This window comes from Leptospira haakeii (assembly GCF_002812045.1).
GTDB lineage: Bacteria > Spirochaetota > Leptospiria > Leptospirales > Leptospiraceae > Leptospira_B > Leptospira_B haakeii.
The window spans coordinates 664127-689844 of the sequence record NZ_NPEG01000001.1; the positions used below are offsets into that span (position 1 = coordinate 664127).

Below are 25718 nucleotides of genomic sequence, written 5' to 3' on the forward strand. Positions count from 1 at the left end.
GATCTTTTAGCTAGGTTTAGGCTAAATGAGAATCAGCGACGGCGTACAGAGAATTTCTGCTCAAGAAGATTATCTTACTTATATCAAGCCGATCTTGAATCAGTCTAGGGTTCCCGCAATTGAGCCAATTCGCCAAAGGGACTTCTCTGACTTACGAAAATCTCTAAAACTTTATGGCCCGGAAGGAAGTTCTGCACCCCAGGAATCTTCCACATCTAAAGGTCGATTTCTAGATCTTTACGTTTAATTCCCCCTCTTCCATTCAATAATCAAAGAAACCTGCTCCAAAGAGTGTGGTATAAGAAAAATTTGCGGATCGGAAAGCCTAAGATATTCGAATAAGATCCTTGGAAATTTTTCGCAGGAGAATTCGAATCTTGGATCCCATATGATCCTGCTTTGTCGTAAGGTTTGCAAATTTTAATATATTCTAAAATTTCAGATTCCTTCCAAGAATAGAATTCCACTTCAGAAACATCATACTCGAAAATTTTTTCGTTCTTAGTCATGATACCAAGCCCTGAATACACTTGGTGTGTGTTTCCGGAAAGTTCTGAGATCATGTAAAATGCTTCCGATTCATCTGAGGGTTTTTGGAGGATCTTATTTTGAAAAACTACAATTGTATCTGAGGCTAAGATTACATCTTCCGAATCATCTGGTGTTGGTCCGAGCTTTGCTAAGGTCACTCTTTCCAAATAACGAACAGGTGTTTCTTCATGAAGACTAGTTTCGTCTATGGGCAGTGGTAGGATTTGGAAATGTAATCCTAAGGACTGTAAGATCTCTTTTCTTCTAGGAGATTGGGATCTCAGAATAAGCATATATCCATCCTGAAAGAAAAGCCTTGCCAGACACTCCTTTTCCCGGTATCAATGTTCGCACGGATCGAACCAATGAATTTATTTTTTAGATCATTCTTCTCTATACGCACCCAAGTTTCGGTAATTCTTGTCTCACTAGTGGCTTTCACTTCTTCTTATTCCCAGGAAGCTAAAAAAGTTGCACCTAACGATAGTCCGGAGACCAAACCGACTAACTCAAATGTAGATCCAAAATCTAGAGCGTATTCTTTGCGTAAAAAATCTTGGATATCTTTACGATATCTTAGGACTAGTCTTTTAAATTTTGGAAAGAAGTCGGACTGGGACACTTGCCTTGCGGATTATTCAAAGGCAGAATCTTCTTTTCAAAGGGGAGAATGGGAACCAGCAGGAAACCAATTCCAAACTTTAAAAACTAAATTGGATCAACTTGCAGAAGCTCAGGCAAAAGAAGTCTTCAATCGTTCTGATGCATTGGAGAAGGATATCCAACCTAAGGTTGTGGATCTGAAACTGAATACGGAAGCACCGGGAAAACAATATATTCCCGTTATGGAAAAACATCTTCAGATTTATAGGGATACTTGGCAGGCTGCTAAATTAGAAAGAGAGATAGGAAATCAAGGACAGAATTTATATTTTGCTAAACAAGGCTTATTGCAACTTTATAAGGCAAAAATCCTTCTGGAAAAATCCAAAGAAGGAAAATTGGAATCCGAAGAGAAACTTACTAAAAATAAAGTTTTGGAAACGGACTATTTAACTCCTGAGGAAGTAAAATACTGGGACGATTGTTTGGAAGTTTTGAACGAATCAGAAGAGAAAAATCGCCAGAAAGAAAAACAGGCAATTATAAGTGTCTATCAATCTAGAACCGGTAAAAAACCGGGAGATGGTAAGAATACTAGCACTTCAACAAATCCGCCTGCAAATGGCGAAGGTAAAAAGTAAGGGCCTTTCGGATTTTCTTTCCGAATATAAGAATAGAATATGAAATTATTTAAAATTATCTTCCTTCTATTCTTTCTTACTTCAGTTTCCTGCAGAGGTTTCAATCTACAAAATTTTAAAAATCATACTTTTGAAAACACATGCGATTGGTTCGATATATTCTGTGATAAGATTGTAGTAAATCCAGATCTTTCCGACTGCGATCCGTTTCATGAAGAATACGAAGGATATTCTCATTATATAGATCGTGGTGTTCTAAAGAACGATTATAAGATAGAAGAAGAAGCCAAACTGGAAAAGGAACCTCACGATCCAACAGAGCCAGTGCCTAAGAAAAAAGAAAAGATCAAGGCAACCAATACGGATTATGGAAATAACATGAGAATAGATTCCAAAAAACTATTTGAAAGATATGATATTTCCGCCGGAAGAAGATCCGACAAAGATAGATCTAAACATCCTTGCGGTGTATTACAAAATGGCAGCAAACCTAAAGTGTATTATTCGGAACCTAAAACTACCGACAAGGGAGGAGAATTTTGAAAAACGTATTCGATTTAACAGGTAAATCAGTATTAGTAACGGGAGCAACTAGGGGGATCGGAAGACAGATCGCTCAGGGATTTTTGGACGCAGGTGCAACAGTATATGGAACTGGATCTTCTTCCGAGTCCATTAAACGTTTAGAAGGATCCGGCATCGAAGCATTTGCAGCTGATATTCGCCAACCTGGAGCAATGGATTCTATCATTGAAACATTGAGCAAAAAACACGGTAAGTTGGACGTGCTTGTAAATAATGCAGGAGTAGCTACCAACCTACCTGCTGGCTTTTTTAAAGAAGAAGACATACAAAATGTGACACAAACCAATTTTGTGGGAGTGTTTCGTGCGAGTCAGGCATACTATAAAATACATAAGAAAAAAGGCGGGAACATTATCAATATCGCCTCAGTCCTAGGTATGGTCGGCACTAAATTTGCGTCCGTATATTGCGGAACAAAAGGTGCAGTAATTAATATGACCAAAGCCCTCGCGGTAGAATGGGCAGGTTCCGGATACAGAGTAAACGCGATCTGTCCGGGATTTATTGATACGGACATGACGGAGATGATCAAAGAAAGACCCGAAGTATTAGAGCAAATGAAAGCAAGGATCCCGATGTCTAGATTAGGCAGACCGGAAGATCTTGCAGGAGCGGCAGTCTTCTTAGCTTCCGATGCAGCGGCTTACGTTACTGGTCAGACCATCGTCGTGGACGGAGGTGTTACTTCCGGTATATGATATTAGAATTACATCCCCAAAATCCTGAAAAGAGGATCCTCGGACAAATTTCCAAAAAATTATCCGAGGGAGGGGTGTATGTATTTCCTACTGATACAGTTTACGGTTTGATTGCAGACTCTCAATCTCATGCTGGAGTCGAAAAATTATACAAACTGAAAAATATCTCTAAGAACCAACCTCTGTCTCTTCTTTGCGCAGATATTTCTACCGCATCTAACTATATGGAACAACTTTCCAATGAAGCGTTCCGTTTGATGAAAAGAATTACTCCTGGACCGTATACGTTCGTAGTTAAGGCGAATAAACATCTTCCTAGAGTTTCTTTCTCGAATCAAAAAGATAAGAATATAGGGATAAGGATTCCCGATTCAAAATATCTACAGACTCTGTTGGAGCTCCATCCAAATCCTCTTACTTCTACTTCGGTATTTTTCAAAGATGAGTTCGTGACCGACGTGGACATGATCGAAAAAGAATACGGTAACAAAGTGGATGGGATCTTAGATGGAGGAATCCTAGAGCTCGAATTATCTACCATTCTTGATTGCACAGGAGATGGAATTTCCATCTTAAGAGAAGGCAAGGGAATGGAAAAGATCAACTCATTATAATCCCTGGAGGCAATCATGCAGAAAAGACAATTGGGAAAGATAGGCCCACTCGTATCCGAACAAGGATTGGGGTGTATGGGAATGTCTGATTTTTACGGAAAGACAGATGATACTGAATCCATTGCAACTATACATCGTGCGATAGAGCTGGGAGTTACATTATTCGACACAGCAGATATGTATGGCCCTCATATAAATGAAGAACTTTTAGGAAAAGCGATCAAAGGCAAAAGAGATCGAGTAGTGATTGCCACTAAGTTCGGGATCGTGAGAGATCCTAATGATCCTTATAAAAGAGGATACAATGGAAAACCTGAATATGTGAAACAAGCCTGCGAAGGAAGTTTGAAACGTTTAGGTGTAGATACGATCGATCTATATTATCAACACAGAGTAGATCCAGATACTCCTATCGAAGAAACTATAGGAGCAATGGCGGATTTAGTAAAACAGGGAAAAGTAAAGTATATAGGAATTTCTGAAGCTGGAATTGATACAATCAAAAGAGCCGCTAAGGTTCATCCTATTTCAGCATTACAAACCGAATATTCTCTTTGGACCAGAGATCCGGAAGATGGTATCTTACAAACTTGTAGAGATCTTGGAATCGGATTCGTGGCTTATAGCCCCCTCGGCCGTGGATTTTTAACAGGACAGATCCAGAAATTTGAAGATCTTGATCCAACAGATTTTAGAAGAAATTCACCTCGTTTCCAAGGAGAGAATTTCCAAAAAAATTTAGAGTTAGTAGCTAAGATAAAAGAGATCGCTAACGAAAAATCTGTCACTGCGGGTCAACTTGCTTTAGCTTGGGTTCTTGCTCAAGGAGAGGATATAGTCCCGATTGCTGGTACCAAAAGACGTAAATATCTGGAAGAGAATATCGGGGGAAGTTCTGTCAAATTATCCAAAGAAGATTTGGACAGGATCAATTCGGTCGCACCTAAAGATGCAGCAGCCGGACTACGTTATCCGGCCACTAGTATGGGTTCTATAGGAAGATAATTGGTGGGAAGGTCTATTTAGTTTTTAAAGTGGCCTTCCATTCTTCTTCTTTAAAACCTACTAGTCCGAAATTTTCCCCTAAGACAAAAGGTCTTTTTACCAGGTTTCCATTCCCGGAAAGTAGTTCGAACTGCTCATCCAGGCTCATCTTGGAAAGTTTGTCCTTAAGACCTAGTTCTTTGTAATCTCCACCGGAAGTATTGAATAATCTTTTGGAGTCTCCACCCACATACCCAAGCATTTTTTTGAGTTCCGTTTTGGTTGGAGGGGTTTCTCGGATTGCTTTCTTGTCGAAGTCGATCTTTTTTCCTTCCAGGAATTTTAGGGCGTTTCTGCATGTGCTACAGTTTTTGTATTCGTAAACTTTCAGTTTCACGGTTGGATCTCCTACAAAGCTTTCCCTTCCCAAATTCGGAATTTATGTCGTCTTTGCAAGTAGGAACCGACAAAAAAACTTTACCTTGAAAATGGAAAGTTTTGCCGATAGTATTCCTTAGGACGCGCTCAAAGTGCTGAATAAAAAGACCTCTCTAACCGGAAGACAAAAAGCGGCCATTTTTCTAATCGCCGTAGGGTCCGACGTATCTTCGGAAATTTTCAAACATCTACGTGAAGACGAGATCGAACAGATCACGTTTGAGATCGCACGTTTAGATAAGATCACTCCGGAGGATAAGGAGAAGGTCCTCGTAGAATTCAACGAGCTTATGATGGCTCAGGAATTCATCTCGAACGGAGGTATCGACTTCGCTCGGGGACTATTAGAGAAAGCTCTTGGTAACCAGAAAGCGATCGATATTATCAATCGACTTACTTCGAGTTTACAGGTTCGCCCTTTCGACTTTATTCGTAGAACTGACCCTCAGCACTTATTAAACTTTATCCAGAATGAGCACCCTCAAACAATTGCATTAATTTTATCCTATTTAGATCCTCAGAAAGCATCTAGCATTCTATCCGGTTTGCCTCATACCATTCAGGCAGAAGTTGCAAAAAGGATCGCTACCATGGACCGGGTTTCTCCGGACGTTCTTCGAGAAGTGGAGAGGGTATTAGAAAGAAAACTTTCTACATTGGCGAGTGAGGATTATACCTCTGCCGGTGGTATCGATTCAGTAGTGGAAATTTTGAACCTTGTGGACAGGGGAACTGAGAAAACAATCATCGAAGCTCTGGAAGAGGAAGATCCGGAACTCGCGGAAGAGATCAAAAAGAGAATGTTCGTATTCGAGGATATCGTACTACTCGACGACCGCGCGATCCAAAAAGTATTGAGAGAAGTAGACAACTCAGATCTTGCTAAAGCTCTCAAATCTGTGGACACAGAAGTTCAGGAAAAAATCTTTAAGAACATGTCCAAACGTGCAGCGAACCTGCTCCGAGAGGATATGGACTTCATGGGACCAATTCGTATTAAAGACGTGGAAGACGCTCAGCAAAAAATCGTTAACATTATACGTAAGCTGGAAGAATCCGGAGACATCGTTGTCGCACGTGCTGGCGAAGACGAACTCGTTATGTGAGGTCCGAACCTGGACCATATATCTCACAAACGATTTCTATTCTGGATCTGTGTAACCCTACTGGTTTTTCAGTTTGGTTGTATTTCCGATACTAAGCCTGTTAGAAAGATAGACTTTTCTGAACTGGAATGGACCGGAAGACTTATATCTGAAACTCCAAACGAAAAGAAAACAGAACCAAAAAATAAAAAGCAAGAAACCAGTTCTGAAGATTGGACTCCTCTTCCGAATTTACCTTGGACATTCAATAGTCTTTTCCAGATCCCAATGGATTCAGGCCTTCACCAAGTTGAGATCAAAACTGAATTTAACTTGGACAAAACGGACGACTTACTTAAGATTCCGGCCGGTCTCTATATTTCAGATATAGGTGAGAACTGGAAAATTTTCCTGAATGGCATTTTAGTAAGAGAAGAATGGTATGAGCCTACAGATGGGCAACTTACTAAAAATCGTTCCGTAAAGGGACTGATCATTCCGCTTCATCATGGGATCTTAAAGGCAGGCAAAAATGATCTCAAAATACGCTTTATGGGAATGGCGGATAGTAATCCTATAAAAGCAAATGATCATTTTGGATTTTACCATCCTAAAAATTTCAGGATCTCTTCCTTAGAGGAAATATATAATTCAACTTCGGAATACTTCGATATATTCCTCTTCGGGATTTACTTTATATTCGGCTTCTATCATGTTCTGTTTTTTGTAACCAGAAAGCAGGATATATATTATCTGTATTTTGGACTTTTCTCACTATTTTCTTCCGTATATTTCTATTTTACGACCTTTCATATATATAATAAATTTATAAACTTTCCTGGTGGTCCTGATACTGAATTTTTCTTTAGAGGAGAGATTTCGGCACTCATTCCAATGGTACCCGTCTTTATGCTTTTTGCAAAAGACTTCTTTTACCAAAAAGAAGGAAAGTTTTGGATCATTCGGACCTTCTGCGTTTTAAGTGGAATTCTATTTTTAGCGAATTGGGTTCTCCCCTATAAATACGTTCTTCCGAATCTAACTGTTTTTCAAATTCTTCTGTTTTTGATGCTCTTGTATGTGATCTTTTTCTCTGCTAACGCAATCCGTTTAAAAAAGCCTGATTCCATTAAACTTGCTGTTGGCATTGGTGTTTGTGGTCTTTTCGGGCTTTGGGATACGATCGATGCAATGACTAAGATTGCAGGATTCCATTACCCTTTCTTTAAGATCTCATTCTCCGTTTTCATTCTTGTGATCATCAGTCTTTTAGTTTCCAGATATGTAAGTTTGTACAAACAATCTCAAGCTCTCAACCTGGAGATAGCAAAGCAGAGAGATGCATTCTACAGATTCGTACCTTCTGAATTTATTTCTATCTTAGATAGAGAAAGCCCGGTAGAGATCAAAATAGGTGATTCAAAAGAAAAGACGATGTCAGTCTTCTTTGCGGACCTACGAGGTTATACTACTGTTTCTGAGAAGTTAAGCCCGGACGAGAATATCAAATATCTGAACAAATACTTCTCCGCATTTGAAGATATCATATTTAAGAATGCAGGTTTCGTGGATAAATATATCGGAGATGCGATCATGGCATTATTCTCCGATCATAGTGATAGAGCGGAGAAGGACAACTTCAACTCTGCAGATAACGCTCTTCAGTCTGCGATTGATATGGTTCGTTACGTAGAATCTCTGAATGATGGAATAGGCATTGGTGCTGATCTAGGAATCGGAGTAAACACCGGACCTTTGATCTTAGGAACTGTAGGAAGCGAAAGAAGAATTGATACGACTGTCGTAGGCGATACTGTTAACTTATCTTCACGGGTCCAAAGTCTTTCCGGTTTTTATAAAAGCAAAATTTTAGTGACTCATCATACATTCTTACGTTTGAATTTGCTTTCGGATGTTATGGCAAGAGAGATAGATACAGTCATTGTAAAAGGCAAGACTCAACCTGTAATCTTATACGAGGTCTTCCAAGCGGATGAGCCAGAATCAGTGGATTGGAAAGAAGGCTCCAAAATGAAACTGAACGAAGGAATTGCTCTCTATAAAGCGGGACAATTCAAGAATGCATTCTCTATTTTTAAGGAATTATACAAAGAAAAGCCTACGGATAATATCGTAAAACTGTATGCTAAAAGAACCAAAATGATCCTAGGCCAGGATCCTCCCGGAGATTGGGACGGGATTTTTAGGCTTCACAGAAAATAATTTCCAATTTCAATCTATTCTTCTAAAATTAAGGGAACGTATAAAACCTTCTCCTGTCTGATGTTTGTCTGGTTTTGTAATCCGAATTTAACCTCAGTCAAATAGGGAATTCTAAAATATGAAGTATAAGGTCGGGATTGTTTCTATCGTTTTACTTTTCTCTGTTTTAGGATTGAACGCAGAAGAAAAGGAAAAACTTCCGGATTTCAAATTGGCCGACCAAAAAGGAAAAGTTTTTAGTTCATCGACTGCAAGAGGCAACACTTACTTTTTGCTCGGTTGTAGTTTCAAAGACATTGTCCTTTGCAGAAAACATGGACGCAAGATCTATTGGAAGATGCAGACATTATTGAAAGATGAGGATCGCGTTATCTTCTCCGCTTATTTAAATTTAAAAAACGCGCCTTCTGCAGTTTTTGATTATATTCTCCAAGAAAAAGAGAAAGATTACGAAAGTATTTTGTTGGATAAGAAAGGAGCTTTATCTGCTGGTCTAATAGAAGGAAAGTCTTTCTTAAGAATATATTCTTCCAAAGGTGTACTCATCCACAAAGAGTATTTTGAATCCGTAGATGATGCAAAAGTTTCTGAACTTTATAAATTAGTCCGAAGTGGAAAGTAAAATGAACAAAAGAATCTCTTCTTATCTTCCACTTTTGCTAGTTCTTCCCTTCTTTGGGTGTGTAAAAAAGAATCCACATGTTGCGGATTACTTTGAAAGATATTTTAAATACCAAGACTTTATCCAAACTGAATTTAAAGATGATCCGGTTCGTGGGATTTTATACGGAAATCCGGAAGCAGATTCGGAGGAGAAGTTTTATAAAAAAGATGGTTATCTTGCTCTCTCTTTTCGTTTGAGCGAGAACAGTGGCCGATTTAGGAAGGAATTATCAGATTCTCCCCTTTCTGTATTTCCGGAAAGTCCATATTCAATCTTTGTAAAAACGGAACCTACAGAGTTTTATACAAAACCAATATACAAGATTACTCGAACAGTTGAAATGCTTTCTCCCGAAGTGAGCGTATTCGATGTGTTTCCATTGATAGAAGAGATGGTACAACATCTGCGCAAAGCGGAACCGAATCAAGTTTTGGAACATTCCCCTCTTCAAAAATTTTTATGCCATCAATTCGATTGTGAGATTAAAAGAGAAGATGGGGAACTTTTTCTGATGTACACACTTTCGGAAAGAATGAAGGAACAGTTCCCTATAGCTTATAAAAAGTGGAATAAACGTTTGGGCCAGGTTGCTTTTAGATTTCAGTTATTCCAACCTGGAGGTTTTACTAAGGGTTGGGAATTTTATAATGAAGGAAAAAAAATTATATTAGGTATACCTGAATCTCCTAAAGGGTATTGGTCTTCTCCCAAAGCTTTACATCTTAGAACGTATCTGTTCATCAATGTTTTCGGATTAAAAATTGATATTCGTGGACTAGGATATACGCTTAAGTTCAGTCGTTCCGGTAATACCGATACTGTCACTGGATACTATAGCAAAATTCCGGAAACTACGATAGGAGGAAGATTTCTTTCCATCTTTCCTCCGGGAGCTGTGAACTTCTTCATTCCCGGAAATATGGACGAATATGCTGAAGGAAGTTTTAAACTTTTAGTAGAAGGATCCGACGGCACGGGCGGGACACGTTTCGAAAATAAAACAAAGCGTAACGGGAATAAAACCAAGGTTCTACTTACCACTCAGTCTGAAATTTTCAGAGATCGTTTTCTTCCTTTCAAGTCGAGCGATGAAGACGACGAGCCTTCTTTTTTTACGGAGTTAGGAAAAAATATCGTATTAGATTTAAGAGGTAAATGATCCTCAAAACTTCAAGTAAACTTGAAGTTCATAAAACCAATTTAGAAACTTTCCAAAACTGCTTGACTGGACCTCTTTCACAAATAATCCTAATCGGATTCGGTTAACGACCGAATAATATTTTTAGAACTGTGTTCGGAGGAATCATGGAATTAACCCTGTTTACCACCACGAACGGGCTTTATTACTTAGTTAAGTACATTCACTTTTTATCTGGGGTAACCTGGATTGGAATGTTGTACTACTTCAACTTTGTACAAGGTCCTTTCTTCAACGAAACTGATGCGGATACAAAGAAGAACGCAACTCAGAAATTAGTTCCACGCGCATTATGGTGGTTCCGTTGGGGCGCAATGTTTACCTTCTTATCCGGTCTTGCGATGATCGCTATCGCACTCGGAGCACAAGGTATTCCGCATAATTCCCAATGGGTAGTAGTAATTCTAGTAGGTGCACTTTTTGGAACGGTTATGTGGGCGAACGTTTGGTTCGTTATCTGGCCTAATCAAAAAGTTGTGATCGCAAAAGCAAAAGGAGAGACTACTGTAGATCCTGCTCCTAACGCTAACCGCGCTTTCGTAGCTTCTAGAACTAACACTTTCTTCTCTATTCCAATGTTATTCGCAATGGGAGCGGCTCGTAACCTTCCTATTAATTATAGCCCGGAGAAGTTGAGAGTTTTCCTCGGAATTATCGTACTTTTGATTGTGATCTTCGAAGTGAACGCTTTAAGAGCGGACCAAAATGGACCTACTGTTAAGCCGATCAAAACCGTAAAAGCGGTAATTACTAGCGGAGTGATCTTTGCTTTAGTTACTTATCTTCTGATGGAAGTTCTTTTAACTGCTTAAGGAATATTGAATGAATCCATTCCAACCCAATCGGAGTGGAAGCGAGAAGGGCGGTAATCACCGCCTTTCTTTTTTTAGCTTTCTACTCTTACTAATTTTCGCGGCAGTATTCTCTTTATGTAAAGAATCCAAACCGCTTTCTCCGGAAGCAGAAGCCGGTAGAGGATTATACATGGCAAACTGTCTAGCTTGTCATAATGCCAATCCTAAACTGGACGGAGCTGTCGGGCCTTCTGTGGCTAATTCTTCTTATGAATTATTGGAAGCGAGAATGAGAGGAGAATATCCGCCAGGATATGTTCCCAAGCGTCAGAGTACTGCGATGACCCGTTTTAATTTTACGGAAGCTCAGATAAAATCCTTAGAAGAGTTTTTGAAGCAGTAAGATTTTTGGCTTCGGCGAGCAGGTTTCTACTCGCCGTCCCTTTCTACTTAATTTCGTCCTATGGAGAGTCGAACATTTCTAAGAATGTCGATGATCTGCTTATGGATCCTTCCATTAGAAGCTACTACTTCTGCCTGACCCGATAAGAAATGTTTTCCTTGAAAGTCGGTGAGTTTCCCGCCTGCTTCAGTTAAGATCACTGAGCTTGCGACTGTATCCCAGAGTTTTACGCCCTTCTCCCAGATTCCGTCGAGAACACCTTCTGCCACCCAGCAAGTATCTAAAACGAAAGATCCTGTTCTTCTCATGGACCTACCGCAGCTGATAAATGCAGTGATATCCGAGATCACCTCATTCAAAATTTCCTTTCTGTTTGTAGGAAAACTGGACACCAAAAGAGATCTTGCAAGTGCATCTGTGTTAGAGACGTCTATTCTGAGTCCATTCTTGAATGCACCTTGGCTTAAAATTGCAGAGTAACGTGTGTCTAACTCGGGCGCGAATACAACTCCAGCCACTGGAGTTTCTCTATGCTCTAAACCTACGGATACGCAATAAAGTGGGATCCCTCTTACAAAGTTCATGGATCCATCGATCGGGTCCAAAACCCAACGGAAAGAATTACTCCCTTCGTGTTTGAAATAATCTTCTGAAATGATTGAGTCGTTTGGAAAGTTTTGCCGGATAAAATCGATCAGGAATTTTCCCATCAATTCGTCCGCTTTATGAATGCGGTCTTTTTCTTCGGAGTCACTTACGATCCCGAAAACTCGGATCTCTTTTTGGAGTTTGCGAGCGGATTCCAGTATAAGCCCGGATACGGACTGGACTGATTTCACTCTCTTCTTCACTTCTTCAAGAGGGAAATCTATGGGAGGTGCTAAGGATTCCATGTTCGGGCTTATGTCCTTTATACCCTTAAAATTTTCCAAGCCATGTTTCCCGACGGGGAAATGATCCTCTCCGACTTATGAGATCGGAGCCAAGCGAAGAATGAATTTCGGGCAGATTCTTCTAAGGTCATGCTGCCTGGTCTTAACAAAAGATCAACTACTTGGTGAAACGAATTAAAATCCTTTGCAATCCTGTCTAGGGAAGGATCCAAAAACCTGGAGGTCAATGTAAGGTATTCCACTGCTAAAGGAGCGAAAATTTTTCCAAGGGACCAATCTGCGGGAGTGATACCCAATGACTCATGGATAAAATTTACCTGCTTAGAATAATCCACCTCGTCAAAAATTTCGGAATATGTATGCCGAACTCCTTCGAATGTATCTCTCGAGATCTGCACCATGAAATCGGACTCCTGGTATTTTTTAGCAGTGAAGTCTATAACAGCATCTTCTAATACTGTGAGCGAATCCAGAGGGATCACCCTGGAAGAAAAGTAAGCTCTCTTTGTGTAAACGGACATAGTTTTTCCCTGAGAGGCTTGTGTATAAATTTCTTCCTTAGGAGCTCCACCAAGATGCATCAAATGAAAGCTAGTAACGATTGCAAATGGAGGAAGTTTCTCTCTCCATATTTCCGGGGAATTTTCTCTAAACATTTCCCCTTCCGTATAAAAAGGTTTGATCAAGAATAAACGATCAATGTCCCTTTTTGGTCTGGGTTCGGGAAGAACAAGTGAATCCGTAACTAATTCGGGAGCTAGTTGAAGAAGTGATTTCAGAAAACTTTCTGCTGCGCTAAACTCTATCTCGAAAACGGAAGTAGAAGGTAGAATAAATTTTTCTTCGAACTCAACGAAGGAAGTATGAAGGTTATCCACAAAAATGGAATATCCCTTGTTTCTCCCATTCGAATGATTCTTTAAGAGCTTATTTAATTCTTTAACTTCATTCAGATTCATTTTTTTGCTTTGGGCAGGATCCTTACCTCGTATGGTTTGAGTAGCTTGAAACCTGCAAGAGCCTTCTTACCGGAATGATTGATAAAAATTTCGTAGTCTTTGGACTTTCCCTTTCTAAAACTACGCTCTACGGTTGGACCGTAGAAAGTAAATGGGATACCTGCCATTTTTAAGGTTCTTCTATATAATAGCATAAACGAGATCGGACTCAGGCTCGCTCCAACGTATACGACAGATCCTTTTCCGAATCGATTACAAGTTATGACAGGTTTTCCTTTATAAAATTTCTTATTATCAGAATATCTTGCCCAAACCTTGGCCGTGGTAGGTTCCAGGATCTCGCAAATTTTGGAGCAGGTTCCCGGTAACAGCCTGAATCGGAACTTAACGTTTCGATTTCCCACTGCTTCGAATTTTCTCACCTTGACTCCTGCCATTTCGGAAAATGGACCAGGAACCTGAGAATCCAACATCCAGGAATTTTTGTCCTTTAATCCTGATCTATATCCTAAAACTAAAACACCTCCCTCTCTAACGAATTGCTCCAATTTTTTAATAATAGAATTATCTACCATTGCATACAATGGAAGAACCAATACTTTATATTTGGAAAAGTCAGCTTTAGAGATGGGTAAGAAATGAGTGTTTACGTTTAGAATATTAAGACCTGCAAACCAAGTTGCCATCTCTATATCGTATCCAACCTGCGCAAAAGAAACAGGACTATGTTTTAAACCGGAAGAGGTAGGTTGGTGTTTGAAATTTCTGGCATTCTCGATATCATGAAGAACAGCTACATCCGCGGGAAAATGCTCAGATGCAAAATCTTTAGCTTCAGGTAATATCTCAGAGATCCCTTTTTGTAATTCTAGGTATCTATCTGTGAGGGATTTATCATGGTCCAGTATCCCATAACAAAGTTGTTCTTGTCCAAATCTTGCAGTTCTATATCTGAAAAATACGATTTGTTCTGCTCCTTGCACGATTGCTTGTTTCATCCAAAGTTGTATCTGACCTGGAGCAGGAAGATAACCTAAAGTATCATGTCCTTGGAATCCTGAAATTTGTTCCATCACCGTAAAAGGAAGATCTTTCAGTCCTCGATTGTATTGATGCATCGCTGATATGAATGGATGGGGGAATGGTTCTTCTTGATCCCCCCAGGTAGGATAATTATCCCAAGAAACGTAATCTAAATTAGTAAATAATTCACTCATATCGATTACTGGAAGAAAAGGACTTGGATATAAATTTGTAGTGAGCTTTCTGTTGGGAGAAAATTTTCTCACTATATCTGACTGTAATTTTACAAAGTCCACAATCGTATCCGAATGGAATCTGTAAAAGTCTTGGATCATAGAAGGATTAAATCCTGCGCTCACATGAGGACCTGGAAGGGGGACCTCATTCCAATCGTTGAAGATCACTCCCCAAAAAATATTTCCCCAAGTATCATTTAAGTTCTGGATTGTTTTATATTTGGATTTCAACCAAAGGCGAAATGCTTTGAGAGAAGTTTCAGAATGATCAATATCCGATCCTTCATGACCGATCTCATTGTCTATCTGCCAACCGATCACAGCAGGATGATTTCCTAATGTTTGGGCCATCTTAGTCACAACACGAACTACCGCTTTTCTATAATTCGGAGAAGAAAAACATGCCTGCCTTCTCGTTCCTATATTTCTGAGAACTCCATCTCTTACTTGGAGAACATCAGGATATTTTTTAGCAAGCCAAGGAGGGAATGTGGCAGTTGGAGTTCCTAGGATCACATCCATTTTATGTTTATGAAAGAGATCCAACATCTTCTTCCAAAAAGAAAAATCGAATTTACCTTCTTTAGGTTCGACTAAGGCCCAGGAAAACTCTGCGAGACGGACTCTGGTCAGTCCCATATCTTTCATGATCCGAATATCTTCTTCCCAATCTTTGGGAGTCCATTGTTCAGGATAATAATCAGCTCCGAAAATCATTCGGTCCTCGCATGTTAAAAAGGTAGAGACGATGATTCTCTTAAGGGAAGATCTTTCCAGAAAGAAAACCGGTAAATCCCATGGAAATTCGGAAAAAATACTGTCTTTTCGATACGATTCAGGGAGAATAGATTAGAACTTCGTCCTACAAGGTCGAGAACCCAAACATTACATGGAAAATCACGATATATACCATTATGGGATTCTTCCCGACGTTCACTTTCGTTTTTCCTCAGCCGAAATTTCCTACGCAGTAACCGCAGCTTCTAACTTACACGGTTTCGACGATGCAGGTACGGAACTTCTGGCGAGGACAATGCTTGCCGCATTCTTCTTAGCAGATCTAGTAAAAGATGATACAAAGGTAAGCGTTCAGATCCGTTTTTATGATGATACAGAGATACACTCGGTTTTAGCTTATAGTACTCGTGATGGAAAACTAAAGGCAACCTTAAGACATCGCCCGGAAGAAGATATAGAATCCGGGCAGATCTCTGAAGAAAATTTAGGGATTCTAAAAGTATTCCGTTGGAAAGATGGAGAGTGTATTTATCAATCCATTGTTCCTTTTAGAAATCAAAGTTTCGAAACAAATATTGAAAACTATTTGAGAGACTCTGAGCAGGTTCCTTCCTTTTTAGTAGCGTATATTAAATTAGAAGGTTTGCATTGGAGGATCAAAGGTTTATTCTTACAAGCTTTACCGGAAGCAAGACCGGAACATATAGACGCAGTTAGAGAATTAGCCGGAAAGCTGGAAGAGGAAAAATCCAAGGTCTATGAAGGAACTGTTTCTCAAGCATTAGAAATTTTGCAAGCTTCTTGGAATACAAAATTCGAGATCTTGGCGACAGGAAGACCTGAATACAGATGTGATTGTTCTGAAGAGAAGATCAAAGAGCTAATCCAAAATTTAGGAAAAGAAGAAGCAATGGATATTGCAGAAGAACAAGGACAGATCGAGGTTACCTGCGAATTCTGTAATTCCATCTATAGATTCCCAAAGGCAGAGGTCTTAGAGTTATTTTAAGAAATAGAATGTTAGGACGGTTTGAAAATCTTACCTTAGATTCTATAGATATTCCTGTCTCAAAACTTGCAGGAATTCTCGCTGCTGCCTGGAAAGAAGGAAAATTTCCTATAGTTCTTCTTTCCGGAAAAATGGGTTCGGGCAAAACCACATTCGTTTCTAAACTTGTAAAAGCTTTATTGGATCATTTAAAACCTGAATTAGATACATCCAAACTATTTGTAAATTCCCCTACTTATACTTTGATGAATGAGTATCCATTTCCTGAGATCCAAAACCAATCGGGAGATCCATTAGATATCTTTCATTTTGACCTATATCGGATCGGTTCCTCGGAAGAAATTCCTGATCTTGGATTTGAAGAATATTGGAATGGCAAAGGGATATCTCTGATAGAATGGTGGGAAAGAGCAGAGTCTGAATTTAAAGACAGAAAATTCCGCATCAAGATCGATTTGGAAGAAGAGGACGAGGACACTCGTAATCTGCAAATTGAGTTTTCGGGAGAAGAATGGAGAAGATCCGATCTACAAATCGGATCATTCCTGAAGTCGGAGAAAATCCTATGACAAAAATATTATTCTTCGATGCGACTAACTCTTGGATCTTAGTGGGATGTTTTCTTAAAACGGATGATGGCAAACTAGAAAAACTTTCCGAGTACAGAGAATTGCATAATAGAGAATCTTCTCTGTTACTCATTAAAGAAATTTCTAATTGTTTGAAGGTTTCAAATTGGGAAAAACCTGATATAATCGTAACTGCGACCGGTCCGGGGTCTTTCACTGGGATCAGGATCTCGGTGGCGACAGCTCGCAACTTTTCACAGATCTGGAATATTCCGGTTTTGGGAATTGATAGTTTAGAATTGTACTCCTGCCAATATTATGCGGAATCAGAATCACCCGTTTGTGTAGGAATAGAAGCGAAACAAGGAAAAGTCTATTTCGGTCTAAGGGACTCCAGAGGTTATTGGGGCACTATAGACATTACTCCGGATATGCTTCCGGAAACCATCCCGGAAGATAGGATAGGCTCTTATCTTACCGGAATTAAGTTCAGCGACTCTCCCGAATTTTTTGCGGGAACAAATATGAAAGAAAATCTTCCATCGCCGGAAGGAAGTATATTGGAAAAGTCCAGCGAAATCAAAAAGGCATTAGCAAAGCCGGAAGATCATTCATATTTGCAATTGGTTCCGAATTACTTGCGAGGAACTTACGCTGATGATAAGCCTAAGGTATATTATACATGACACAAAAAAAGAAAATGGTTAAACAAATACAAACAAAGAAACAGTCAAAAACCAACCAGAGTAGTGAGAAAAACAAAGAACCTAAAAAATCCAGATCCAAAGAATCGGATGAAAATGATCTAAGAAAAAGTATTAGAGAAGCAAAGGAGAAGGTTTCAAAAAAGAAAAAAGATCATAAGTCTTCTCGCTCCAAGAAACTGGAAATATTTCCGGTCGAACAAAAAGTTTCAGCTCCTTCTTCTAAAAAAATAAAAAAAGACAAAAACAAATCTTTTAAACAAGAACCGATAAAAGAATTTCGAGAAGAGGTTCCCGCGAAAAAAGAAGAATTAAACCATAGAAAACCTTCTTACGAAACTCAAAATAAGAATCAGGGATATTCTTCTAAACCTTCACACCACAAAAAAGATTCTCATGTTCCAGGATCAAAGCCCAAGTTTTACGATCGAAAATTCGGAAGTCATGATTGGGAAAGAGAGAATGAACCTGGCAGAAAACTTCTAAAATTTTTCCGTTCTAAAGCAGGAAAGGTCCTTTCTATGCAAGAGATCTACTCAAAGTTTATCGCTCATGCAGGACAGAAAAAAGGATTTAGAAGGGAAAAATGGGAAGCCCAAGAACAAAAACGTTCTGCAGAAGAAGTTTTGATCTTCTTTGAAAAAGAAGGTCTGATCGAGATCCAAAAAAAGAATATCATAGTTCGTCCAAATCAAACCTTAAGTGGAACCATCTCCTTAAGTAAGAAGGGAGATGGTTTTGTTAAACTGACTACAGGAACAGAAGTGTTTGTTCCGGGTCAGTATACATCTTCTGCTATTCAAGGAGACCTTGTGGAAATTCTTCCAACGGGTATCGGGCGTAAAGGAAAATTAGAAGGAGAAGTTGTCTCAGTTCTTCGCAGGGGCCGTGAACTTTATAGAATGAAGGTCACTGAGAAGGATTATAAATTTATAGTCGGGACCTTCTTAGATATGGAAGGAGATCTGAAAGAAGGTTTTCTTCCCCGCAAAACATTACTCCAAGATCTGCAAGATGAGATCAATATCGGAGATGTTTTAATCGTTACTTTAAAGCAGGATTCGGATCACGAAAAGAATCTATACGAAGCTCACTTTGTCCGCTTCGAGTCGGATACAAAAGAAGACACGGATCTGATGAGAATGTTAATGAAGTACAATTATACTATTCTCTATCCGGAAGAAGTAAAATTGGAAGAACTTCCTGACGAAGTGGACGAATCCACAGTCGACAATTGGAGCTCGAGGGTGGATTTGAGAGAACTCAAATCCATCACGATAGATGGAGAATATTCCAAGGACTTTGACGACGCGATCTCCTTTATAGATGAAGGTAAGAAGATCCGGTTCTACGTTCATATCGCAGACGTTTCTCATTATGTTCAACCGGGTTCTGATCTGGATGTAGAGGCATATGCTAGAGCAACTTCCGTTTACTTGGGAAGTAGAGTTGTTCCAATGCTTCCCCCTGAACTTTCTGAAAATCTTTGTAGTCTTGTGGCTAAGAAGAACCGACTGGCATTTACGGTGGAGATGGAAGCGGATTGGAGCGGCACAATCTTCCATGCTAAGTTTTATAAATCGATTATTAAAGTAGAGGAAAGATACACTTATAATCGAGCAGAAGAAGAGATCAAAGCCGGAGATCCGAGTAATTGGATCTTCCAAATGATGAAATTTGCGGACACTCTCAGAAAAAGAAGATTAAACTCCGGAAGAGTAGATCTGAATCTAAAAGAGACAAAGGTAGTTACCGACTCGGAGCATAATGTAGTAGAGATCAAACCTGTGGATAGATTACAGGCTCATATCTTGATCGAAGAATTTATGCTTTCTGCAAATATCAAAGTAGCAGAGTACATTCGCAAAAAGGAAAGACCTACTTTGTATCGTGTCCACGAACCAATGGATGTTGAAAAACTGGAAATGTTGAATTCTTTCCTAAGCCTGAACGGGGTCAACGCTCAACTACAAGACACGAAGTACGAATCTATCCGACATGTTTTACAAGTAATTGAAGGAAGTCCTTCTGAGCGTTTGTTTAATATTTCTCTTTTAAGAAGTTTTATGCAGGCCTATTATTCCGGAGAATATTTAGGGCATTGGGGATTGGGTTTCAAAGACTATTGTCATTTCACTTCTCCAATCCGTCGCTATCCTGACTTGGTTTGTCATAGGGTCCTAGAAAGTATCCTACTCTCAGATGAGGAACCTTATTCTGAAGAAGATATCAAAGTAATGGGTTTACATACTTCTCACGAAGAAAGAAAAGCAACTGATTCTGAAAGGGATTATTATAAGCTCAAAGCTTGTAGGTTTTTGGAAAAAACAGGGATCAAAGAATTTACTGCGACTCTTGTAGGATTCAAAGCGGCAGTCGCATTTGTGGAACTGAATAATCCTCCGGTGGAAGCAATTATCCCTGCAATAGAATTCACAGACGAAGGTGAGTTACAAGCAGAGACAGACTTCACATTCTATTCTAAAAAATATACCAAACAATATTCATTAGGTGAAACCTTCCCTGTTGAATTGGATAGAATTGATTTTGAAGAAATCAAAATTTACGTGAAGATGAAAAAATTCCAAAAGAAAGGATAGACAAAGTCGAACATATTCCAGAACATTCGTTACGGCAAACTTTGTTTTTTCGAACAAAGTTTAGGAGTTAGAATTGGAATCGTTTCTGGATGAGAAAGTTTCTCGTAGTCGCTTTCTAAAATTTTTGTTCAAAACGGCCGCCATCTCGGCTATCCTAGTTCCTCAGGCTTCCTGCAAACCTGGATCCATTCCTAAATTGCATGGATTGAGTGATTCTGAATATCTCGCTTTCAAATCATTGGAAGAAGTTTTCCTGGTAGGAAATCCAATCCAAGGATTCGACTTGGGAGTAGCTGCGGATAAATATATCTACGGCCATCCTTATCCAATCGATACAGAATCCGTTTTGAAATTATTGGCATTCTTGCCTGGCTCTTCTCTTGTTTCTCTTGCTTTGGATTTTTCTTTCACCTCTATGGTGGGGCTTTCCAAAGAAGATAGAGAGAAACGACTTCTTTCCTGGAAAAACTCTTCCTTGTCTTTGAAAAGAGGCGCTTATAATATTATGCGCCAGTTGTCCTTCTTCTTAGTTTCTATGGAAAGAGATTATAACGAACTAGTGGGATATAAAGGTTAAGAACTATGGGAGCGATTCCTGAAGCAAATTATAAGATTATCACTCCGGAAAAACATGAATCTTTGATCAAAGAGAATGGGATCAAAGACGGAGTTTGGAAATTACAAGCAGAAGCTGTTATCATCGGCTCCGGTGCAGGAGGAGCAGTGGTTGCTGCCACTCTTGCAAAGGCAGGTTGGAAAGTAGTTCTAATTGAAGAGGGCGGATATTTTAATCCTGCAAAATTCACTGGAGATGAGTTTCTTTCCCAAGCTAGATTATATAGAGACGCAGGATTTATCATCGCAGAAGAGCAAACTCTTTCTATTTTACAAGGAAGGACTATCGGAGGTTCCACCACTATAAATTGGCAAACTTCTCTTTATCCTCCTGATTACGTGACCAACGAATGGGATTCCCGTTTTGGCTGGAAAGATTACGGAAGACAGGAAATGGACGCTTATATTTCAGAAGTCCACGAAAGGATTGGTGTCCACGAAGTTCCGCCGAATTTGATCAATGCTAATAATAATACCTTGATGAAAGGTGGAAAAGCATTAGGCCTGCATCCGGAAGTATTAAAGAATAATAATAGAGGTTGTATCGGTCTCGGCCGTTGCGGCTTAGGTTGTCCTATCAATGCAAAACAATCCGCATTTTTGACTTGGATCCCTGATGCGATCGAAGCGGGTGCTACTGTAATCTCGAATATGAGAGCACAATACATCCAAGACGGAGATATAAAAACTGTAGTTGCAGAATTCACTCCTGATCCTTACGAAAAGGCCCCAAACAATATTCTAGAAAAAGTAGTGATTGAAGCCCCTGTGGTCATCGTGAGTGCAGGTGCGATCGAAGGTCCTGCATTATTACAAAGATCCGGACTTGGAAATGATTGGGTTGGAAGAAATTTAAAAGTTCATCCTACCAGCACAAACTTTGCGATCTTTGAAGAGACAATCAATATGTTCTCCGGACCTCCTCAATCAGCAGTGATCAAAGACGGTCATAACCAAGACAATACAGGTTACGGATACTGGTTAGAAGTTGCACCTTTTCGCCCTACCTTAGCAAGTTCATTGATTCCTTTTTATGGGCAGAGACAATTCGATACGATGAAGAAGTATCCGAACATGAGTGCAGGCATTGTGCTTGTTCGTGATGGAGCAGATGGCGAAGCAAACGCTTCTGTGAAATGGTCTTTGGGAAGAAGAAAAGTATATTTCGAGATCACTCCTACTGACGGTAAAAATTTGCTCAAAGGTTTGAAAGCTCTCGCAGAAGTACAAGTTGCTGCAGGTGCAAAAGCGATCATATTCCCTTTCCCTGATGTAGAAGATCCAGTTCCTGTGGATAAAAATTCCAAGTTTGATTGGATCCTGGATAAAAGTATAGAGCCAGGAAAGATTGCGATCGGTTCTGCTCACCCTCACGGTTCTATCCAAGCTGCTAAGTCACCCGACCTAGGTGCGGTAGATTTGGATTTCCAACTCTTCGGTCATAAGAATATTTTTGTAATGGATGCTTCCGTATATCCTACAGGATTATCCGTAAACCCCCAAATTACGACAATGAGTGTGAATCTCAGAGCTGCAAGAGCCTTGGCTCAAAGAAAAGCAGAGGTTTTAGGAAATAAATAATTCCTTTGGGAAGGCGAGAATTCCACTTTATTCGTGGCGTTCTCTTCCAAAATTGGATAAATGCCTTCCTTCTTTTGTAGTATTCGGAGGGAAAATATCGGTCTCACTAGTATGCGTAGACCGTTCTTTTCTCTACTGATTTGCTTTAGTATATTCTTCTTTTCCAATTCTGTCTTCGCAGACATGAAAGAAGGTAAAAAAGCGTATTCCAGAAAAGACTACACAGAGGCTCTCAAACAATTCCAAAAATATAACGATGGCAATCCTTCTTCAGGCGAGGCTTGGATGTACATGGGTTATATATATGAGAGCAAAAAAGATTATACTAAATCAATCCAAGCTTTCAAAAAAGCGGTTAGTTTAAATCTTCCTAAAAAAGATTTGGTTAACTCTCTTACAAAGATCATCCTTTATCATAATTATCAGAGAGATTATGGAGAAGTGATCTCTTATTCCAATAGATTATTAAAGATCGATCCGGACCTTTCTCATATCCAAAAGATCAGGGCTGCCGCAGAAGAGAGATATTCTTCCGGTGGACCTCGAAAACCTGTTTATCATGAAGAAGAACCAGAGCAGGAAAGTGTTTCTAGTCTTGAAAAAAAGTTAAAACAAGAGCCAAATAATAAAGAGATCCTTTGGAGACTTGCATTAGCTTATTATAATGAAAAAGAATTTGTTAAGTCTGAATCCATTCTTTCCGGATTAGTGAAGAGTGAACCGGAAAATGTGGAGTATGGCTACAAATATGGGGCTCTACTTGTGCGAGTCGGAAATTACGACGACGCAATTGTAGTCCTGAATCGTATAGAGCCAAAGATCCCTTCCGAAAGGGAAAAATTACTTTATTATACACATCTTACTCAAGCGGCTGCTTACCATAAAAAGAAAAACTTCGAAGAAGCATCGAAGTATTATAGAAAGGCTCACGCAAATAAACATACAGTTCTTCCTTTGATCGGTCTGACCAAAATTAAATGGCAGCAAAAGGATTGTGATAATGCGATCAAAACCGCCGAAAAAGCTCTCGAATACGGGGAAAAAACCAGAGAGATCCGAATGTATATCGGACTCTGCAAGATACAGATCGGCAAAAAAGAAGAAGGTTATGATCTTCTGAAAGAGATCGGTACTGCCATCGAAAAAGAAAATCCTGAGTTAAAAGAGCTTCCGGATGTGTATTACGACGGTATCTTAAAACTCGCCAGATATTATACAAACAACGGGAACTACGAAAAGGCTCTTAAATATTTCCATGCAGTCCAACCGGACGAGGAAGAGATTAGAGAATATAATTTCTATTTAGGTAAAACGTATCTATATACTGGATACGTAGAAAAGGCGATTGTCCATTTAGAAAAGGTGCAGGATTCCGCAGGAGCTTATTATCTTTTAGCAAAATGTTACGCAGAGAAGAATGATCAAGAAAGGACGATGTCCTATATCAAAAAATCAGGAAGTATTAAATCTTCTTATTGGACTTCTGCAGAAAAAGATAAGGCATTCAAGAAGTTCAGGTCTGATGAGAATTTTAAAACATTCTTAGAAACTCGTGCTGGAACTAAAGATCATAAGAAATCGGATGATGATAAAGACGACGATGATTCCCAAGATAGGGATTAATTGTTTATTTTCTTTTAGATAGAAGCGTTTCCAAATCCACTTGGCCGGGAGCTTTTGGTTCTCCCAAACAACAATAAGTAAATTGAGATCCTATTCTTTCAGGAAAGATCCTGAATTCTTTTCCAGATTCTCCCATTAAAATCCCACAGAATCCGATTGGAATATTCTGTTTAGCACATAGTTTAGACAGCTTAAGTGCAGAATCTTGGAAATCCTTAGATTCTTGCTCGTTCTTCGGAAGCGCAGCTATTTTAAAAATTCTTTGAAAAGGAAGTCCTGACTTAACAGTCGCTAAAAATTCTTCTGTGACTGGTCTTAGGAAAAAGAGTAATTCTTCGTAATCAGGAATTCCGGAAAAACTATGAACAGATCGGATGATACCGAATCTATCCTCGTCAATTCCATTAAAGACCGGATTGTCTTTATCCAATTCCAGATCTATATAATGTTTTCCCGATTCTAATGCGGAAAGTAACGGTGCAATATTCTCCATATTCCAATTGCCTAAACTTTTTAAGCTGGAATCTTCTGGTTGTCTATAGGTGAATACACAGGGTGCATTTAGGTCTTTTATTTTTTGTAAGATCTTTTCTGGAGCATCCTTTTCGGAACGAAATTGGTCCAAACGTATCTCTAAAAAATCTGCCTTAGGAAGAGTTTTTAATCCAAAAAACTCTTCCTCATTCAATGTTAGAATGATCCTTATTTTTTGAGAATCGTTTTGGCTCATCGAAAATCAAAGTCCTTTTTGCAAAAGATCGTGGATGGAAACGATACCTAATAATGCTCCATCTTTCGAAACAATTGGAGCTACAGAGATAGGTTTTTCTCTTCTTTCCATGGATTGTAAAACGTCGTAAGCCATGATCCCGCTTTCAAATACTGTTGGTTTGGGGTTCATCAAATCTTTCGCTTTGATTGATTTATCTAATTTTCCATCATTTAATAATTTTCTAATATCGTAGTCGGTTACGAATCCGATCAACTTTCCGGCAGCGTCCACGACTCCTGTTGCACCCACGAGTTTTTTTGTGATTTCGGAAAGAACTTCTTCTAAACTTGCATCGGAGTTAACCTTTGAGAGTTTGTCCCCTTTTCTCATTACATCGTCCACTTTTAGGGACAATCTTTTTCCGAGCCTTCCTGCAGGATGATATAATGCAAAATCTTCTTTTTGGAAATTTCTAAGTTCCATCAATGCCATTGCGATAGCATCTCCCAACATCAAGGCGATTGTCGTGCTGGATGTTGGTGCAAGTTCTAAAGGACATGCCTCTTTTAATACAGGAGTTAAGATTACAATATCACAGTCTAAAGCTAATCTAGATTGAGGATTTGCGGTTAAACCTACCAATTTGGCTCCAATACTTTTTATCGTAGGAAGAAGGTTGAGTAATTCTTCGCTTTCACCGCTCTTACCGATCGCGATGACTACATCCCCTTGAGCTAAAATTCCGGCATCACCATGAGCGGCATCTGATGGATGGAGAAAATAAGAAGGAGTTCCTGTAGAGGATAAGGTTGAAGCGATCTTCTTACCTACGTCTCCGGACTTTCCTACTCCAGTTACGATTACTTTTCCTTTAGATTGGAAGATGAGTTCGACTGCTTTTTCTACATTCGGATCTAGGTTTTCTCTAAAATGAAGGATTGCTTCGATCTCTGTATCTAAAGCTTTTTTAACTTTATCTAATGTATTTCCCACTT

Annotated in this window: 26 protein-coding genes; 19 read left to right on the forward strand and 7 right to left on the reverse strand. The window is 39.3% G+C overall.

The window, feature by feature from the left end; all coding sequences use genetic code 11:
• Positions 1-25 precede the first annotated feature (25 nt).
• Positions 26-247, forward strand: coding sequence for a hypothetical protein (locus tag CH377_RS03145; protein ID WP_100722358.1), 222 nt, complete (start codon positions 26-28; stop codon positions 245-247).
• Between the two features lie 22 nt (positions 248-269).
• On the opposite strand, the gene CH377_RS03150 is transcribed toward CH377_RS03145, so the two are convergent.
• Entirely contained in the window at positions 270-824 is a 555-nt protein-coding gene (locus tag CH377_RS03150) for a nucleoside triphosphate pyrophosphatase (RefSeq protein WP_100722359.1), read from the reverse strand.
• 72 nt (positions 825-896) lie between these two features.
• On the opposite strand from CH377_RS03150, the gene CH377_RS03155 reads away from it, so the two are divergent.
• From CH377_RS03155 to CH377_RS03175, 5 genes are read left to right on the forward strand one after another with little or no spacing between them, the layout of a single operon-like run.
• Positions 897-1775 (forward strand): hypothetical protein, encoded by an 879-nt coding sequence (locus CH377_RS03155; protein ID WP_100722804.1) that lies wholly within the window; start codon positions 897-899, stop codon positions 1773-1775.
• Positions 1776-1814: 39 nt separating this feature from the next.
• Entirely contained in the window at positions 1815-2318 is a 504-nt protein-coding gene (locus CH377_RS03160) for a hypothetical protein (protein ID WP_100722360.1), read from the forward strand.
• Positions 2315-3058 carry an SDR family NAD(P)-dependent oxidoreductase gene (locus tag CH377_RS03165; RefSeq protein WP_100722361.1) on the forward strand — a complete coding sequence of 248 codons (744 nt, stop codon included), beginning with the start codon at positions 2315-2317 and terminating at the stop codon, positions 3056-3058. The genes CH377_RS03160 and CH377_RS03165 overlap by 4 nt, the downstream gene beginning before the upstream one ends.
• A complete protein-coding gene (locus tag CH377_RS03170; protein WP_100722362.1) occupies positions 3055-3672 on the forward strand; it encodes an L-threonylcarbamoyladenylate synthase in 618 nt (205 codons plus the stop codon). The genes CH377_RS03165 and CH377_RS03170 overlap by 4 nt, the downstream gene beginning before the upstream one ends.
• Before the next feature lie 15 nt (positions 3673-3687).
• On the forward strand, positions 3688-4677 hold the full coding sequence (locus tag CH377_RS03175; RefSeq protein ID WP_100722363.1) for an aldo/keto reductase: 990 nt from the start codon (positions 3688-3690) through the stop codon (positions 4675-4677).
• Between the two features lie 13 nt (positions 4678-4690).
• Here the strand turns inward: CH377_RS03175 and CH377_RS03180 are convergent, their stop codons facing one another.
• Positions 4691-5053 carry an arsenate reductase family protein gene (locus tag CH377_RS03180; RefSeq protein ID WP_100722805.1) on the reverse strand — a complete coding sequence of 121 codons (363 nt, stop codon included), beginning with the start codon at positions 5051-5053 and terminating at the stop codon, positions 4691-4693.
• Positions 5054-5186: 133 nt separating this feature from the next.
• Between CH377_RS03180 and fliG the strand changes: the two genes are divergently transcribed.
• The 6 genes from fliG (at position 5187) to CH377_RS03215 (ending at position 11461) form a co-directional block, all read left to right on the forward strand.
• Positions 5187-6200, forward strand: a complete 1014-nt coding sequence (gene fliG, locus CH377_RS03185) for a flagellar motor switch protein FliG (protein WP_008589915.1) — start codon at positions 5187-5189, stop codon at positions 6198-6200.
• Between the two features lie 267 nt (positions 6201-6467).
• Complete coding sequence (locus tag CH377_RS03195; protein WP_100722365.1) at positions 6468-8402, forward strand: adenylate/guanylate cyclase domain-containing protein; 1935 nt, start codon at positions 6468-6470, stop codon at positions 8400-8402.
• 118 nt (positions 8403-8520) lie between these two features.
• Positions 8521-9024, forward strand: coding sequence for a hypothetical protein (locus CH377_RS03200; RefSeq protein ID WP_100722366.1), 504 nt, complete (start codon positions 8521-8523; stop codon positions 9022-9024).
• A 1-nt stretch (position 9025) separates the two neighbouring features.
• Positions 9026-10225, forward strand: coding sequence for an LIC10025 family lipoprotein (locus tag CH377_RS03205; protein ID WP_100722367.1), 1200 nt, complete (start codon positions 9026-9028; stop codon positions 10223-10225).
• 146 nt (positions 10226-10371) lie between these two features.
• A complete protein-coding gene (locus CH377_RS03210; RefSeq protein ID WP_165780446.1) occupies positions 10372-11076 on the forward strand; it encodes a urate hydroxylase PuuD in 705 nt (234 codons plus the stop codon).
• A 10-nt stretch (positions 11077-11086) separates the two neighbouring features.
• The gene (locus CH377_RS03215) at positions 11087-11461 is read left to right on the forward strand and encodes a c-type cytochrome (protein ID WP_100722369.1); all 375 of its coding nucleotides are present in this window, start codon (positions 11087-11089) and stop codon (positions 11459-11461) included.
• Between the two features lie 47 nt (positions 11462-11508).
• On the opposite strand, the gene CH377_RS03220 is transcribed toward CH377_RS03215, so the two are convergent.
• The 3 genes from CH377_RS03220 to CH377_RS03230 are packed head-to-tail and all read right to left on the reverse strand — an operon-like array spanning position 11509 to position 15289.
• Positions 11509-12354, reverse strand: coding sequence for an inositol monophosphatase family protein (locus tag CH377_RS03220; RefSeq protein WP_086447587.1), 846 nt, complete (start codon positions 12352-12354; stop codon positions 11509-11511).
• A 17-nt stretch (positions 12355-12371) separates the two neighbouring features.
• On the reverse strand, positions 12372-13313 hold the full coding sequence (locus CH377_RS03225; RefSeq protein WP_100722370.1) for an LIC_10030 family protein: 942 nt from the start codon (positions 13311-13313) through the stop codon (positions 12372-12374).
• The gene (locus tag CH377_RS03230) at positions 13310-15289 is read right to left on the reverse strand and encodes a beta-galactosidase (protein WP_100722371.1); all 1980 of its coding nucleotides are present in this window, start codon (positions 15287-15289) and stop codon (positions 13310-13312) included. The genes CH377_RS03225 and CH377_RS03230 overlap by 4 nt, the downstream gene beginning before the upstream one ends.
• A gap of 172 nt (positions 15290-15461) precedes the next feature.
• Here CH377_RS03230 and CH377_RS03235 point away from each other — a divergent pair, with 172 nt between their 5' ends.
• From CH377_RS03235 to CH377_RS03265, 7 genes are all read left to right on the forward strand, one after another.
• Positions 15462-16319 (forward strand): Hsp33 family molecular chaperone HslO, encoded by an 858-nt coding sequence (locus CH377_RS03235; RefSeq protein ID WP_100722372.1) that lies wholly within the window; start codon positions 15462-15464, stop codon positions 16317-16319.
• An 8-nt stretch (positions 16320-16327) separates the two neighbouring features.
• Positions 16328-16888 carry a tRNA (adenosine(37)-N6)-threonylcarbamoyltransferase complex ATPase subunit type 1 TsaE gene (gene tsaE / locus CH377_RS03240; protein WP_100722373.1) on the forward strand — a complete coding sequence of 187 codons (561 nt, stop codon included), beginning with the start codon at positions 16328-16330 and terminating at the stop codon, positions 16886-16888.
• Positions 16885-17574: a tRNA (adenosine(37)-N6)-threonylcarbamoyltransferase complex dimerization subunit type 1 TsaB gene (gene tsaB, locus CH377_RS03245; protein ID WP_100722374.1), complete on the forward strand. Its 690-nt coding sequence runs from the start codon at positions 16885-16887 to the stop codon at positions 17572-17574. Before tsaE ends, tsaB begins: the two co-directional genes overlap by 4 nt.
• Positions 17571-20192 (forward strand): ribonuclease R family protein, encoded by a 2622-nt coding sequence (locus CH377_RS03250; protein WP_100722375.1) that lies wholly within the window; start codon positions 17571-17573, stop codon positions 20190-20192. Before tsaB ends, CH377_RS03250 begins: the two co-directional genes overlap by 4 nt.
• Positions 20193-20265: 73 nt before the next feature.
• Positions 20266-20769, forward strand: a complete 504-nt coding sequence (locus tag CH377_RS03255; RefSeq protein WP_100708637.1) for a hypothetical protein — start codon at positions 20266-20268, stop codon at positions 20767-20769.
• Between the two features lie 5 nt (positions 20770-20774).
• Positions 20775-22388, forward strand: a complete 1614-nt coding sequence (locus CH377_RS03260; protein ID WP_100722376.1) for a GMC family oxidoreductase — start codon at positions 20775-20777, stop codon at positions 22386-22388.
• A 111-nt stretch (positions 22389-22499) separates the two neighbouring features.
• On the forward strand, positions 22500-24011 hold the full coding sequence (locus CH377_RS03265) for a tetratricopeptide repeat protein (protein WP_100722377.1): 1512 nt from the start codon (positions 22500-22502) through the stop codon (positions 24009-24011).
• Between the two features lie 4 nt (positions 24012-24015).
• On the opposite strand, the gene CH377_RS03270 is transcribed toward CH377_RS03265, so the two are convergent.
• Positions 24016-24741 carry a type I 3-dehydroquinate dehydratase gene (locus CH377_RS03270; protein WP_100722378.1) on the reverse strand — a complete coding sequence of 242 codons (726 nt, stop codon included), beginning with the start codon at positions 24739-24741 and terminating at the stop codon, positions 24016-24018.
• A 6-nt stretch (positions 24742-24747) separates the two neighbouring features.
• Positions 24748-25716, reverse strand: a complete 969-nt coding sequence (locus CH377_RS03275) for a KpsF/GutQ family sugar-phosphate isomerase (protein WP_100722379.1) — start codon at positions 25714-25716, stop codon at positions 24748-24750.
• Positions 25717-25718: the final 2 nt, after the last annotated feature.